Annotated in this window: 15 protein-coding genes; 4 read left to right on the forward strand and 11 right to left on the reverse strand. The window is 68.8% G+C overall.

What is annotated here, in order from left to right; genetic code table 11:
* Positions 1–504: 504 nt before the first annotated feature.
* Both rpsI and rplM read right to left on the reverse strand, forming a co-directional pair.
* Positions 505–897 carry a 30S ribosomal protein S9 gene (gene rpsI / locus VDQ83_RS14550; protein ID WP_003470251.1) on the reverse strand — a complete coding sequence of 131 codons (393 nt, stop codon included), beginning with the start codon at positions 895–897 and terminating at the stop codon, positions 505–507.
* A gap of 2 nt (positions 898–899) precedes the next feature.
* Positions 900–1,328 carry a 50S ribosomal protein L13 gene (gene rplM / locus VDQ83_RS14555; protein WP_003470250.1) on the reverse strand — a complete coding sequence of 143 codons (429 nt, stop codon included), beginning with the start codon at positions 1,326–1,328 and terminating at the stop codon, positions 900–902.
* A 216-nt stretch (positions 1,329–1,544) separates the two neighbouring features.
* Between rplM and coq7 the strand changes: the two genes are divergently transcribed.
* Together coq7 and VDQ83_RS14565 are read left to right on the forward strand one after the other, a co-directional pair.
* Positions 1,545–2,189: a 2-polyprenyl-3-methyl-6-methoxy-1,4-benzoquinone monooxygenase gene (coq7, locus tag VDQ83_RS14560; RefSeq protein WP_263396906.1), complete on the forward strand. Its 645-nt coding sequence runs from the start codon at positions 1,545–1,547 to the stop codon at positions 2,187–2,189.
* A gap of 195 nt (positions 2,190–2,384) precedes the next feature.
* Positions 2,385–2,894, forward strand: coding sequence for a hypothetical protein (locus VDQ83_RS14565; protein WP_455435485.1), 510 nt, complete (start codon positions 2,385–2,387; stop codon positions 2,892–2,894).
* 170 nt (positions 2,895–3,064) lie between these two features.
* Here VDQ83_RS14565 and VDQ83_RS14570 read toward each other — a convergent pair whose 3' ends face one another.
* Positions 3,065–3,382: a DMT family transporter gene (locus VDQ83_RS14570; RefSeq protein ID WP_263396904.1), complete on the reverse strand. Its 318-nt coding sequence runs from the start codon at positions 3,380–3,382 to the stop codon at positions 3,065–3,067.
* A 119-nt stretch (positions 3,383–3,501) separates the two neighbouring features.
* Positions 3,502–4,296: an adenosylmethionine decarboxylase gene (speD, locus tag VDQ83_RS14575; protein WP_003476431.1), complete on the reverse strand. Its 795-nt coding sequence runs from the start codon at positions 4,294–4,296 to the stop codon at positions 3,502–3,504.
* Between the two features lie 149 nt (positions 4,297–4,445).
* Between speD and crp the strand changes: the two genes are divergently transcribed.
* Positions 4,446–5,135, forward strand: coding sequence for a cAMP-activated global transcriptional regulator CRP (crp, locus tag VDQ83_RS14580; RefSeq protein WP_046979198.1), 690 nt, complete (start codon positions 4,446–4,448; stop codon positions 5,133–5,135).
* A 52-nt stretch (positions 5,136–5,187) separates the two neighbouring features.
* Positions 5,188–5,946, forward strand: coding sequence for a sulfite exporter TauE/SafE family protein (locus tag VDQ83_RS14585; protein ID WP_455435486.1), 759 nt, complete (start codon positions 5,188–5,190; stop codon positions 5,944–5,946).
* Here the strand turns inward: VDQ83_RS14585 and VDQ83_RS14590 are convergent.
* The 7 genes from VDQ83_RS14590 to VDQ83_RS14620 all read right to left on the reverse strand — a co-directional run bounded on the left by VDQ83_RS14590 (position 5,943) and on the right by VDQ83_RS14620 (position 12,705).
* Positions 5,943–6,683, reverse strand: a complete 741-nt coding sequence (locus tag VDQ83_RS14590; protein ID WP_455435487.1) for a haloacid dehalogenase-like hydrolase — start codon at positions 6,681–6,683, stop codon at positions 5,943–5,945. The genes VDQ83_RS14585 and VDQ83_RS14590 overlap by 4 nt on opposite strands.
* Positions 6,680–7,474 (reverse strand): indole-3-glycerol phosphate synthase TrpC, encoded by a 795-nt coding sequence (gene trpC, locus VDQ83_RS14595; protein WP_455435488.1) that lies wholly within the window; start codon positions 7,472–7,474, stop codon positions 6,680–6,682. The genes VDQ83_RS14590 and trpC overlap by 4 nt, the downstream gene beginning before the upstream one ends.
* A gap of 129 nt (positions 7,475–7,603) precedes the next feature.
* On the reverse strand, positions 7,604–8,521 hold the full coding sequence (locus VDQ83_RS14600) for a DUF7822 domain-containing protein (RefSeq protein WP_455435489.1): 918 nt from the start codon (positions 8,519–8,521) through the stop codon (positions 7,604–7,606).
* Between the two features lie 262 nt (positions 8,522–8,783).
* A complete protein-coding gene (gene trpD, locus VDQ83_RS14605) occupies positions 8,784–9,824 on the reverse strand; it encodes an anthranilate phosphoribosyltransferase (protein WP_455435490.1) in 1,041 nt (346 codons plus the stop codon).
* 16 nt (positions 9,825–9,840) lie between these two features.
* Positions 9,841–10,200 carry a hypothetical protein gene (locus VDQ83_RS14610; RefSeq protein ID WP_263396898.1) on the reverse strand — a complete coding sequence of 120 codons (360 nt, stop codon included), beginning with the start codon at positions 10,198–10,200 and terminating at the stop codon, positions 9,841–9,843.
* Positions 10,201–10,202: 2 nt separating this feature from the next.
* Positions 10,203–10,781: an anthranilate synthase component II gene (locus tag VDQ83_RS14615; RefSeq protein ID WP_455435491.1), complete on the reverse strand. Its 579-nt coding sequence runs from the start codon at positions 10,779–10,781 to the stop codon at positions 10,203–10,205.
* Positions 10,782–11,094: 313 nt separating this feature from the next.
* Positions 11,095–12,705, reverse strand: coding sequence for a serine hydrolase (locus VDQ83_RS14620; RefSeq protein ID WP_455435492.1), 1,611 nt, complete (start codon positions 12,703–12,705; stop codon positions 11,095–11,097).
* Positions 12,706–12,715: the final 10 nt, after the last annotated feature.

Here is a 12,715-nt window from a genome sequence, read left to right on the forward strand (position 1 = left end):
AAAAGGCCGATCGAAAGATCGGCCTTTTTTTTGGTGTTTGGCTGCGGGTTCGCGCAGGCGCTTGGCGCCTGCGCCCCACACCTTGCTGCGCAAGGTGTGGGCCCCGGCCTTCCCTCTCCACATCCCGCGCCTGTCGGCGCGCCCCCTTGGACTCCAAGGGGGCTTTTCACCAGACACATTGGTGCAGGCAAACGCGAAATAACGCGGAGCTGCGGATTGCCTTCTTGCGAACGGCAATGCAGTCGACCGCTACTGATGCACCGCTAGATCCGCAGCAGTAGAACCACGCGCGACTGATGGCAACACTCAAGCAGGAGACAGCACCGGCATGGAGCTGGGTACAGGCGCGCCGAACCAACGACCACGAGATCGAGGCGACGCAAGAGCACGGCTTGGCTTGCGACCGCCGCTGCCGTCGGACCCAAACGACAAAAGCCCGGCCAAGCCGGGCTTTTGCGTACTTCCCAGGGGAATCCCGAAGGATTCCTCGCCAGGCGCGGTGGATCAGCGCTTGGAGAACTGGGTCGCGCGGCGGGCCTTGTGCAAACCGACCTTCTTGCGCTCGACTTCGCGGGCGTCGCGGGTCATGAAGCCGGCCTTGCGCAGCTCGGACTTCAGGGTTTCGTCGTACTCGACCAGCGCGCGGGCGATGCCCAGGCGGATCGCACCGGCCTGGCCGGTGGTGCCGCCGCCGGCGGCGGTGACGAAGATGTCGAAGCTTTCGGTGTTCTTGGTCAGCTCCAGCGGCTGGCGCACGATCATGCGCGCGGTCTCACGGCCGAAGAACTCGTCCAGCGGACGGTTGTTGACGGTGATGTTGCCGGTACCCTTGCGCAGGAACACGCGGGCGGTGGAGGACTTGCGGCGGCCGGTGCCGTAGTTTTGCGTGATCGCCATGATTAGATATCCAGAACTTGCGGCTGCTGGGCGGTATGCGGATGCTCGGAGCCCTTGTAGACCTTGAGCTTGCGGTACATGGCGCGACCCAGCGGACCCTTCGGCAGCATGCCCTTGACCGCGATCTCGATGACGCGCTCGGGGTGACGCTCCAGCGCCTGCGCCAAGGTCTCGGTCTTCAGGTTGCCGATGTAGCCGGTGAAGCGGTGGTACTTCTTGTCGTTGAGCTTGTTGCCGGTGACCGTGATCTTCTCGGCGTTGATCACCACCAGGTAATCGCCGGTATCGACGTGCGGGGTATAGACCGGCTTGTGCTTGCCGCGCAGACGGCGGGCCAGTTCGGTGGAAAGCCGGCCCAGCGTTTTGCCGGCGGCGTCGACGAGATACCAGTCGCGCTGGACGGTCTCGGACTTAGCGGTGAAGGTGCTCATTAAGAAGACTCGGTTGGTCGGGCGGATTCCGGCAGGGACGCTGCCTGAACTTTGCCACGCGTTGTGACTTGCAAAAACGCAAGAGGCGGAATTCTACGCGCCGCCAGCGGCACGCGCAAGTCCGGCCCTTGCCCGGGACCCCAGCGCCGCCGGCGCTTGGCATGGCGGCGGCCCGGGGCGAAAATCGAATGCCCCACCATCCCCAGGCCCCTCGCGATGACGGCTCCCCGCCTGCATACCCCGCTCGACCGCGCCCTGGTCGAAGCCCAGCGCGCCCTGGAAACGGTGTTCGGCGATCCGCCGGCGCAGCGCCCCTACCCGGCGGCGGCCACCGCCGACGTGGTGCTGGCGCCGGACGAACGCCGCCATGCCGCCGGGCTGATGCGCATCAACCATGTCGGCGAGGTCTGCGCGCAGGGCCTGTACTTCGGCCAGGCCGCGGTCGCCCAAGATCCGGCGACCCGCGCGCACCTGCTGGAAGCGGCGCAGGAGGAAACCGACCACCTGGCCTGGTGCGCGGCGCGGCTGCGCGAGCTGGACAGCCGCCCGAGCCTGTTCAACCCTGTCTGGTATGCCGGCAGCTACGCCATCGGCACCCTGGCCGGGCTGCGCGGCGACGGCTGGAACCTCGGTTTCGTGGTGGAGACCGAACGCCAGGTCGAGGCGCACCTGGACGAACACCTGCAGACGCTGCCGCCGGCCGACCTGCGCAGCCGCGACGTGCTGCGGGTGATGAAAGCCGACGAGGCGCGCCATGCCGAACACGCCGAACAGGCCGGCGCGCGGCGGCTGCCGGCGCCGATCCCGTCGCTGATGGCCGCCGCCTCGCGGCTGATGAAGGCGGTCGCCTACCGGCTTTGAGCGCGCCGCGGCGCAGGCGCCGCCGGTGCCGCGCTGGCATTGCCCGCGTATTCGGGTTAAAGTGAACGAAAGCTGACTGGTTCCGACGTCCGCCTATCCTGTTCAGCGACTGGCGCTTCCATCCCGGCGCCGTCCGACTTCGCCGCACCACCGCGCCGCACCTCCTGCCGCTTGCGCCTGCTTTCACGACCGATCATGCCTGCACGCTCCATCCATCTGCCATCGCCACGGACCCGCTGGCTCTCGCGCCTGCTGTTCGCGAGCCTGTTCGCGCTCGGCGGCGGCGCCCTGCTCTACCACCTGCTCGGCGACTACCGCCATGCCAGCGCGATCCTGCGCGACCACTCGGTGGCGACGGTGCCGGTGATCGCCGACGGCGCGTTCGGCGCGCATGCCGAACCGCTGGTGCACTACCGCTTCCACTATGTCTTCGAGAGCAAGGGCCGGCTGCACCGCGGCGCGTTCGAGGCCAGCGGCGCCGAGGCCGGGCCGCTGCTGCTCGACGGCGCGACCGTGGAGATCGCCTATGCCAACGCCGATCCGTCGCGCTTCGGCCGCCTGGACCAGTTGCAGCACGCCGGCAACCTCGGCGGCATGCTCAGCCGGGTGGCGATCGCGCTGTCGATCGCCGCACTGCTGGCCGCGGTCGCGCACCAGATGCTGATCGGCCGCGTCCTCGGCGCGCGCCGCCCCGCCGTGGCCTGATGGCTCGGCAGTCGCCGCTTCTCAGCCTCGGCGCCCATGACAGCGGAGCCAGGCGAGCACTGCGAGCGCCCGGATCGGCCCGCGCCTCAAGTTGACCCGCAGCGCCTGCCACGAACGTTGGCAGCGCTGCCGCCTGCGACATTCTTTATAGGCCGCGAACCCGGCAGCGCTCAGGACTGGACCAGCTTCAGGCCGATCACCCCGGCCACGATCAGGCCGATGCAGGCCAGCCGCGCCGGCGACGCGCTGTCGCCGAACAGCGCGATGCCCAGCGCGGCCGTGCCCAGCGCGCCGATCCCGGTCCAGATCGCGTACGCCGTGCCCAGCGGGATGTCCTTCAGCGCCTGGGTCAGCAGCCACAGGCTGATGCCGGCGCCGGCCAGGGTGCCCAGCGTCGGCCAGAGGCGGGTGAAGCCTTCGCTGTACTTGAGGCCGAGCGCGAAGCCGATTTCGAACAGGCCGGCGAGCAGCAGGTAGATCCATGGCATTGTCTGTCTCCGTAGACAAATAAAAACAAAAACGGCCCGATGTCTGCACATCGGGCCGCCGTCGGCAAGGGTCGCAGCGCAAACGCTGCGGGGCGGGCCGTCCCGCCGAATGTGACGTGCTACTCGGCCAGGTTGCGACCGTGGAACAGTTCCTCGATCTCGCGCTTGAGCAGCGCCTCGATCCGCATGCGCTCCTTGAACGAGAGGTTCTTGGCCTTTTCCTCGAACAGGTACTGGTCCAGGTCGAAGTCCTTCAGGTGCATCTTGGTGTGGAAGATGTTCTCCTGGTAGACATTGACGTCGAACATCTCGTAACGCGCCTTGATGTTCTTGGCCAGGAAGTTCTGGATCGAGTTGATCTTGTGGTCGATGTAGTGCTTCTTGCCCTTCACGTCGCGGGTGAAGCCACGGATGCGGTAATCCATGATCACGATGTCCGATTCCAGCCGCTCGATCAGGTAGTTGAGCGCCTTCAGCGGCGAGATCACCCCGCAGGTGGCGACGTCGATGTCGGCGCGGAAGGTCGCGATGCCGTGCTGCGGATGGGTTTCCGGGTAGGTATGGACGGTGATGTGGCTCTTGTCCATGTGCGCGACCACCGCGTCGGAGATGATCTCCTTGCCGGCCAGCTTCTTGTCGATCACCGGCTCTTCGGAGATCAGGATGGTCACCGAGGCGCCCTGCGGATCGTAGTCCTGGCGGGCGATGTTGAGGATGTTGGCGCCGATGATCTCGGCCACATCGGTGAGGATCTCGGTCAGGCGGTCGGCGTCGTACTGCTCGTCGATGTACTCGATGTAGCGCTGGCGCTCCTCTTCGGACACCGCGTAGCAGACGTCGTAGATGTTGAAGCTCAACGCCTTGGTGAGGTTGTTGAAACCTTGCAGCCTCAGGCGAGGCAACGGCTTGACCACGGGCGTGAATCCTCTAAAAGATGGACGGGGTAGAAAGGGCAGCAATTATGGGCCAAACGCGCCCGTAGCGAAACGTGGGGATTGGCGCTCGTTTGCCGCAGACAACGCGTCCCGTTAAGCTTCGGGACTCACGCAGTAGCGAAGCCGCCATGAGTCCCGGAAACACCTCCACTGCAACACCTGTGCGCATCGCTCCAAGTCCTCTGACGTTGGACACCGCCACGATCGACCGCTTCCTGGCGCACAGCCACCGCCGGCGCTATCCGGCGCGGACCGACGTGTTCAGGCCCGGCGACCCGGCCGGCACCCTGTACTACGTCGTCAGCGGCTCGGTCAGCATCATCGCCGAGGAAGATGACGATCGCGAATTGGTGCTGGGCTATTTCGGCAGCGGCGAGTTCGTCGGCGAGATGGGCCTGTTCATCGAATCGGACCAGCGCGAGGTGATCCTGCGCACCCGTACCCCGTGCGAACTGGCCGAGATCAGCTACGAGCGGCTGCACCAGCTGTTCCTGGGGTCGCTGTCGGCCGACGCGCCGCGGGTGCTGTACGCGATCGGCGTGCAGCTGTCCAAGCGCCTGCTCGACACCTCGCGCAAGGCCAGCCGGCTGGCGTTCCTGGACGTCACCGACCGCATCGTGCGCACCCTGCACGACCTGGCCCAGGAGCCGGAAGCGATGAGCCACCCGCAGGGCATGCAGTTGCGCGTGTCGCGGCAGGAGCTGGCGCGGCTGGTCGGCTGCTCGCGCGAGATGGCCGGCCGCGTGCTGAAGAAGCTGCAGGTCGACGGCATCCTGCACGCCCGCGGCAAGACCGTGGTGCTGTACGGCGCGCGTTGAGCGCAACGCGCATGGCTGCGCGCCGCGCTAGCGGCGGCAGCGGACCATCGCGATGGTCCTGAGCGAGACCTTCTATTGGTTCGTGCTGGTCGGCCTGGCGGCGCAGCTGGTCGACGGCGCGCTGGGCATGGCCTTCGGCCTGGTGTCCTCGTCTGTGTTGTTGAGCATGGGCCTGCCGCCGGCGGCGGTCAGCGCCAGCGTGCACAGCGCCGAGGTCTTTACCACCGGCGCCTCGGGCCTGTCGCACCTGGCGATGGGCAACGTCGACAAGCGCCTGTTCCTGCGCCTGGCGCTGCCAGGCATGGCCGGCGGCGTCCTCGGCGCCTATGTGCTGACCCAGTTGCCCGGCGAGCTCATCCGCCCCTTCGTGCACCTGTACCTGCTCGGCCTGGCGGTGCTGATCCTGCTGCGCGCGGCCGGCCGGGCGCTGCCGCGGCAGCAGGTGCGGCGGGTGCCGCTGCTCGGTTTCGTCGCCGGCCTGCTCGACGCCAGCGGCGGCGGTGGCTGGGGCCCGGTGGCGACCTCGACCCTGCTGGCCCACGGCGGCCAGGCGCGCACCACGATCGGCACGGTCAACGCCGCCGAGTTCCTGGTGACGCTGTCGATCTCGCTGACCTTCCTGTTGAGCATGGGCGTGCAGCACCTGGAGATCGTGCTCGGCCTGCTGGTCGGCGGCATGCTGGCCGCGCCGCTGGCGGCGGTGCTGGTGAAGCGGGTGCGCGAACGCTGGGTGCTGGTGGCGGTCGGCGTGCTGGTGCTGGGCATCAGCCTGTACCAGATCGGCAGCACGCTGTACCGCTGGCAGGTCTAGTCGCGCGGCGCGGCCGGTGCCGTCACGGCGTCGCCGGCGCGATCGCGGCAACCCCAGTTCAGGATCGGCGTGGCGGACGGCAGTTCGCGGCGGAAGCACGCCACCGCCGAGGCCTTGGGATTGACCACCACCGGCGTAGCGGCGGCCTGCAGCAACGGCAGGTCGGCGGTGCTGTCGGAATAGGCGATGGCGATGTCGGCATAGCCCAGCTCGCGCAGCATGCGCATCTTTTCTTCGTTGTGGCAGTGGCGGGTGGCGGTGACCGCGCCCAGCCGCGGGCCGATCAGGCTGCCGACCACGGGCACGTCCTGGTGCGCGACGAAGGCCAGGATGGCGCGCGCCAGCTCCGGCGGCGCGCCGGTGGCGACCACCACCCGGTCGCCGGCGGCACGGTGCCGGGCGAACACCTCCAGCGCCTGCGGCAACAGCCGCTGGCGGATCTGCGCCTCGTGGCGCAGCACGTACTGGTCGATCACCCGGTTGAACTCGCGCGCGCGGTGCAGGCCGAAGCTGGCGATCCACACGTAGCCGGAGATGCCGGTGCGCCGGGTCGGCAGCATCGCCACCAGCGGCCCCAGCAGCGGCGTGGCCAGCAGCGCGGCGGCCAGGCGCAAGGGGTTGCGCCGGATCAGCCAGGCGAACAGGTGGCTGCCGGAGTCGCCGTCGTACAGCGTGTGGTCGAAATCGAACACCACCAGCGGCGCGTCGGCGCGCGGGGCGGAATAGGCGCCGCTCATGGCTCGAAGAACAACTGGCGCAGCGCTTCGCCGGGTTCCTCGGCGCGCATGAAGGTCTCGCCGACCAGGAACGCGTGCACGCCGGCCGCGCGCATCATCGCCACGTCGGCCTGGCCGAGGATGCCGCTTTCGGTGACCAGCAGGCGATCGCGCGGCACCGCGTCGCGCATCGCCAGCGTGGTCTGCAGCGACACCTCGAAGGTGCGCAGGTTGCGGTTGTTGATCCCGATCAGCGGCACCGGCACCTGGATCGCGCGCTCCAGCTCGTCGATGTCGTGGACCTCGACCAGCACGTCCATGCCCAGCTCCATCGCCAGCGCCGACAGCTCGGCCAGCTGCAGGTCGTCCAGCGCGGCGACAATCAGCAGGATGCAGTCGGCGCCGAGCACGCGCGCCTCGTACACCTGGTAGGGATCGATGGTGAAGTCCTTGCGCAGCACCGGCAGCGTGCACGCTTCGCGCGCCTGCTGCAGGTAGTCGTCGTGGCCCTGGAAGAAGTCCACGTCGGTCAGCACCGACAGGCAGGCGGCGCCGCCGAATTCGTAGCTGACCGCGATGTCGGCCGGGTGAAAGTCGGGGCGGATCACGCCCTTGGACGGGCTGGCCTTCTTGATCTCGGCGATCACCGCCGGCTCGCCGTCGGCGATCGCGCGCTGCAGCGCGCGGGCGAAGCCGCGCACCGGCGGCGCGGCCCCGGCGCGGGAGACCAGCTCGGCCAGCGACACGCGCGCGCTGCGCGCGGCGATCTCTTCGGCCTTGCGGGCGAGAATGGTGCGGAGGATGTCGCTCATGCGCTCGGGGTTCCGGGGGACGCGGCATTATCGGCCAAGTTGGGCTGAACAGGCCGGGACTCTAGTTTCGGGACTCGGGACTCGGCAATAGCGTAGTGCCGGTGCCGTTCGACCAGACGGATCTTGGATTCAGTCCTTGGCCTGGTCTGCGTCGGGCTCGTCCTGGTCCGACAATTCGAAGTACAGCACCTCGGACCAGTTCGTCAGTCCCAGCGGCCGTTCGGTGGCGCCGGTCCGCGTGCTGTCGCAGTCGTCGTCGAAGCGCAGGCCGTGGAAGACATCGAGCGGCGGTGCGCCCTCTTCGACGGCCAGGCGGCGCAGCAGGGTCGCGGCCTCGTGGAGGTCGGCCGGCAGGGCGTCGAAGGCGGCGCCGACCTCGCGGCATCGGCCGATCTCCTGCTCGACGCAGTGGCGCAGGTCTTCTTCGCCGATCGCCGACATCATGTCGAGTTCGAGGGTCTCCAGCAGCAGGAACGCGTCGCGGTTCGCTTCCAGGAAGGCGACGGTCTCGTCCAGCCAGCCTGGCAGGTGCTCGACCGTCGCCGGCACCGGGACCGGCGCTTCGACCGGCGCGGGCGTCGCCGAGAACAGTCGCTTGAGGCGTCCCATCAGGGACGCTGGCGGCGCCACGACCGGCGCTGGCGCAGGCGGCAGGGGAGGCGCGGCCGCGATCGCCTTGACGATCTCGGCGAAGCGCTTGACCCGCTCCAGGCCCGGGGCGAACGGGCTGCTGATCGCATGCAGGCGCGCCGGCTGGTCATCGTCTTCGTCGGCGCCCGCCTCTTCGTCCTCGTCCTCGCGTCCGGCCTGGTCTTCGCTCTCCTCCCCGCTCTCGACCTCGTCTTCCCCATCGACCTCGTCGTCGTCCTCGTCATCCAGGCCCTCCGCCACCAGCGACGCGCACACCTGGGGATCGGCCGACATCAGCAGCCGATACACGAACGGCACGTCGTAGGCCCATTCGGAGAGGCTGGAAATGGTTTCGGGCCGATCGCCATACGAGGCCGGCCGGTTGCTGAGGCTGTAGAGATAGGAGCGGTTGGCCATGCAAACCCTTTGTCGTCGTGCGCCACCGACGCGGCGCAGCGGGCAGCTTACGCGCCGACCGAAGGGCCGGCCATCTCGGATGGACGCGGGAGTGTCCGCACGTCGCCACGGCTTGCGTGTCGCTTGGCTGCACGACACGGACGTCGCGCACGCCCAACACGGGCTGCCGGCGCACTGGACGGACAACGGGCGACATCGGCACCGCCCGCCGCGATGCCAATGCCGCGCGCTCAGGCGGGCAAGCGCTTCGGGTCCCGCATCCTCAGTCGCGAACGTCGGCCAAGCGCTGCGTGCACGCCACGTACGCATCGAGTTTGGCGCGCGCGCGGCCGTCGGCGATCGCCGTGCGCGCCAGCGCGATGCCGGCGCCGATGTCGTCGGCCACGCCGGCCACGTACAGCGCCGCGCCGGCGTTGAAGGCGACGATGTCCAGCGCCGGACCGGGCACGTTGTCGAGCACGCCGCGCAGCATCGCCATCGACTCGTTGGCGTCGGCCACCTTGAGGTTGCGGCTGGCCGACATGGCGATGCCGAAATCCTCAGGATGCACTTCGTACTCGCGCACCTGGCCGTCGCGCAGTTCGCCGACCAGGGTGCCGGCGCCGAGCGAGAGTTCGTCCATGCCGTCGCGGCCCCACACCACCAGTGCGCGCTCGGCGCCCAGCTCGTGCAGCACGCGCGCCTGGATGCCGACCAGGTCGGGATGGAACACGCCCATCAGGATGTTGGGCGAGCCGGCCGGATTGGTCAGCGGGCCGAGGATGTTGAAGATGGTGCGCACGCCCATCTCGCGCCGCACCGGCGCTACCACCTTCATCGCCGGATGGTGCACCGGCGCATACATGAAGCCGATGCCGGTGGCGGCCAGTGCCTGCGCCACCTGCTCGGGCTGCAGTTCGATCACCGCGCCCAGCGCCTCCAGCGCATCGGCGCTGCCGGACTTGGAGGAGACGCTGCGGTTGCCGTGCTTGGCCACCTTGGCGCCGGCCGCAGCGGCCACGAACATCGCGCAGGTGGAGATGTTGAAGGTGTGCGAGCCGTCGCCGCCGGTGCCGACGATATCGACCATGTGGGTGCGGTCGGCCACCTCGACGGTGCGCGAGAACTCGCGCATCACCGCCGCGGCGCCGGCGATCTCGCCGATCGTCTCCTTCTTCACCCGCAGCCCGGTGAGGATCGCCGCGGTCATCATCGGCGACACTTCGCCGCGCATGATCTGCCGCATCAGCCCGACCATCTCGTCGTGGAAGATTTCGCGGTGCTCGATGGTGCGTTGCAGGGCTTGCTGCGGGGTCAGCGTCATTGCGGTTCCTGGAAATTCAAAGACTGGCGTGCTCGAGGATTTCCTGCCCCATCAGCACGCAGTCGCCGTCGGCCATGGGGTAGTAGAGCAGGCGCATGCGGTACTCGCCCTTGTAGATGTAGCCCCACACCTGCAGCACCTCGAAGCGCTGCTTGGCATTGGCCGGATTGACGATGGACGGCAGCCGCTCGACCTCGTCGCCGACCTCGGCGCGCTCGTCGTTGTCGGAATGAAAGGCCAGCAGCTTGGCAGCCTGGGCCCGCGCGGCCTCGGCGCATCGCGGCGCGGCCGCCTTGGCGCCGGCGGGCGCCGCCAGGCACGGCGCGCACAGCAGCAGCGCGATCGCGGCGAACGCCGCGCGTGGATGCAGACGCATGTTCAGCGCTCCAGGAAGTTCTTCAGCAGGGCGTGGCCGTGCTCGGTGAGGATGGATTCGGGATGGAACTGCACGCCCTCGACCGGGAACTGGCGGTGGCGCAGGCCCATGATCTCCTCGACCGTGCCGTCCTCGTTCTCGGTCCAGGCGGTGACTTCCAGGCAGTCCGGCAGCGTGGTCTTCTCCACCACCAGCGAGTGGTAGCGGGTGGCCTCGTAGCGGTCCGGCAGGCCGACGAACACGCCGCGGCCCTCGTGGCGGATGCGCGAGGTCTTGCCGTGCATGATGGTGCCGGCACGCACCACTTCGCCGCCGTAGGCCTGGCCGATGCTCTGGTGGCCCAGGCATACGCCCAGGATCGGCGTGTGCTGGCCGAGCCGCTCGATCAGCTGCAGCGACACCCCGGCCTCGTTCGGCGTGCACGGGCCGGGCGAGATCACGATGCGCTCCGGCGCCAGGCGCTCGATCTCGTCCACGCTGAGCGCGTCGTTGCGCACCACCTTGACCTCGGCGCCGAGCGCCTGCAGGTACTGCACGAGGTTGTAGGTGAAGCTGTCGTAGTTGTCGAGCATCAGCAGCATGTGCGGTCCATCCAGTTGATTAGTAAGGCGCAGAACCCTGGAACCCCGGATTCGTGCCCGCTTGGATACCCGCAATTTTAGTCGATACCCTGCGCCGCCAGTCGGGAGACTGCACGTGGGCCATAGTGGCATGGGCGCGGAAACTCGGCCAAGGCCCGTGCTTCATCCCCGGGGGACCGGCCGATGTCCGGTGTCCGCTGCCGGCGCGCCGATGTGCCGATGTGCCGCGGACGAGCGGCGCTCGCTGCGCCAGGCGCATGGGTGAAGCCAGTGAGTGGCGGCCGGGTGCGAGCGCCGCGCCGCAATGCGCCGGTCAGGGCGTGGCCACGCGCCCGTCGGCCAGGGGAACGAACAGCAGGTCCTGGTAGTCGTAGCTGAAATCGGCGAGCGACGACACCGGCTGCATCGCGATGCGCGCGACCTTGCCTTCGGCATCCAGCGCGAAGCTGACGTAGGCCGGTTCGATGGCGCGATCGTCCCATTCGGTACGGAAGGTGTCGTACTGCCAATGGCGCAGCGTCCCGGCCATGTTGGGGGTCTGCTTGAAGTCGATCCGCAGCTTGCCCGCACGGTCGGCGATCTCGATCGGCCCATACCACGCATCGGCATAGCGGCCCGCATAGCCGGCGGCCGGCAGCGAGGGACGCGATGCCTTGCGCGCGCTGTTGCCGGCAGCCTGCAAGGCCGCCAGGCCGCCATCCAGGCGCTGCCGGTACCAGGTGTCGAACGCCGCCACCCAGTCGCGCGGCGCGAACCCCAGATAGTGGTCGAGCAGTTCGTAGCCCAGGCCGCGCATCACGCCGACGTCCTCGGCATTGATCTGCAGCGAGATGCCCAGGTTGCGCTCGGGCACCAGCACGATGAAGGTCAGCACGCCGAACACCGCGCCGCCGTGCTGCACGACCTTGACGCCGCGATAGTCCTGCACGTTCCAGCCCAGCGCGTAGCTGGAGAAGTTCGGCGTGATGTCGGCGATCGGCGCCGGGTACGGGTTGATCGGCACCGGCACCTGCGGGGTCCACATCGCCTGTGCGGACGCTGCGCTGTACAGGCGCTTGCCGTCGCTGCCCGGCAATGCGCCGAGCGCCAGCTGGATCTGCAGCCAGCGGGCCAGGTCGTTGGCGCTGGAGGACAGGCCGCCGGCCGGCGCGGCCACCTGGCCCAGGCCCTCGCGCTCGGGCAGCGCCTGCTGTGGGCCGAGCCCGCGCACGCGCGGGTCCAGGCGCGCATGCGGCTGCGCCCGGTTCGGGTTGGCGAAGCGGTCCTTCTCCTCGCTGACCGAGCTGGCCATGCCCGCCGGCTTGAACACGCGTTCGCGCATGAAGCTTTCCCAGTCCTGGCCGCTGGCCGCGGCGATCACTTCGCCGGCGACCACGTACAGGATGTTGTCGTAGGCGTAGTTGCTGCGGAAGCTGGTGGCCGGCTTGAGGTGGCGCAGCGCGCGCACGATGTCGCCGCGGCTGCGCGAACTGCGCGGGATGAACAGCAGGTCGCCCGCACCCAATCCCAGGCCGCTGCGATGGACCAGCAGGTCGCGCACGGTCATCTCGCGCGTTACCCAAGGGTCGTACATGCGGAACTCGGGCAGGTGGTCGATGACCTTGTCGTCCCAGCCGAGCTTGCCCTCGTCGACCAGGATTGCCAGCGCCGCGGCGGTGAAGGCCTTGCCGGTGGAACCGGTGGGGAAGATGGTGTCCGCATCGACCGCCTCGGTCGCGCCCAGGCGGCGTACGCCATAGCCCTTGGCATGCACGATCCGGCCCTGCTCGACGATGGCGATGGCCATGCCGGGCACGTCGTGTTCGGCGAGCATGCGCTCCACGCGCGCGTCGAAGCCCGGCGGCGGCGCGGCGGCCGCGCTGGCGGCCCAGGCAAGAGCGATCGCGACGATCGCGGCCTGCAGGCATTTCGGAATGGCGGCCATCATGGACTCC

It is taken from the genome of Xanthomonas sp. WHRI 7945 (assembly GCF_035026585.1).

What these genes read in the sequence shown, in the direction of transcription:
- VDQ83_RS14590 (WP_455435487.1), bottom strand. Translation starts at nt 6,683, where the DNA reads ATGAGCGGCGCCTATTCCGCCCCGCGCGCCGACGCGCCGCTGGTGGTG.
- crp (WP_046979198.1), top strand. Translation starts at nt 4,446, where the DNA reads ATGAGTCCCGGAAACACCTCCACTGCAACACCTGTGCGCATCGCTCCA.
- VDQ83_RS14615 (WP_455435491.1), bottom strand. Translation starts at nt 10,781, where the DNA reads ATGCTGCTGATGCTCGACAACTACGACAGCTTCACCTACAACCTCGTG.
- trpD (WP_455435490.1), bottom strand. Translation starts at nt 9,824, where the DNA reads ATGACGCTGACCCCGCAGCAAGCCCTGCAACGCACCATCGAGCACCGC.
- VDQ83_RS14610 (WP_263396898.1), bottom strand. Translation starts at nt 10,200, where the DNA reads ATGCGTCTGCATCCACGCGCGGCGTTCGCCGCGATCGCGCTGCTGCTG.
- coq7 (WP_263396906.1), top strand. Translation starts at nt 1,545, where the DNA reads ATGACGGCTCCCCGCCTGCATACCCCGCTCGACCGCGCCCTGGTCGAA.
- VDQ83_RS14600 (WP_455435489.1), bottom strand. Translation starts at nt 8,521, where the DNA reads ATGGCCAACCGCTCCTATCTCTACAGCCTCAGCAACCGGCCGGCCTCG.
- rplM (WP_003470250.1), bottom strand. Translation starts at nt 1,328, where the DNA reads ATGAGCACCTTCACCGCTAAGTCCGAGACCGTCCAGCGCGACTGGTAT.
- VDQ83_RS14570 (WP_263396904.1), bottom strand. Translation starts at nt 3,382, where the DNA reads ATGCCATGGATCTACCTGCTGCTCGCCGGCCTGTTCGAAATCGGCTTC.
- VDQ83_RS14620 (WP_455435492.1), bottom strand. Translation starts at nt 12,705, where the DNA reads ATGGCCGCCATTCCGAAATGCCTGCAGGCCGCGATCGTCGCGATCGCT.
- VDQ83_RS14565 (WP_455435485.1), top strand. Translation starts at nt 2,385, where the DNA reads ATGCCTGCACGCTCCATCCATCTGCCATCGCCACGGACCCGCTGGCTC.
- trpC (WP_455435488.1), bottom strand. Translation starts at nt 7,474, where the DNA reads ATGAGCGACATCCTCCGCACCATTCTCGCCCGCAAGGCCGAAGAGATC.
- rpsI (WP_003470251.1), bottom strand. Translation starts at nt 897, where the DNA reads ATGGCGATCACGCAAAACTACGGCACCGGCCGCCGCAAGTCCTCCACC.
- VDQ83_RS14585 (WP_455435486.1), top strand. Translation starts at nt 5,188, where the DNA reads ATGGTCCTGAGCGAGACCTTCTATTGGTTCGTGCTGGTCGGCCTGGCG.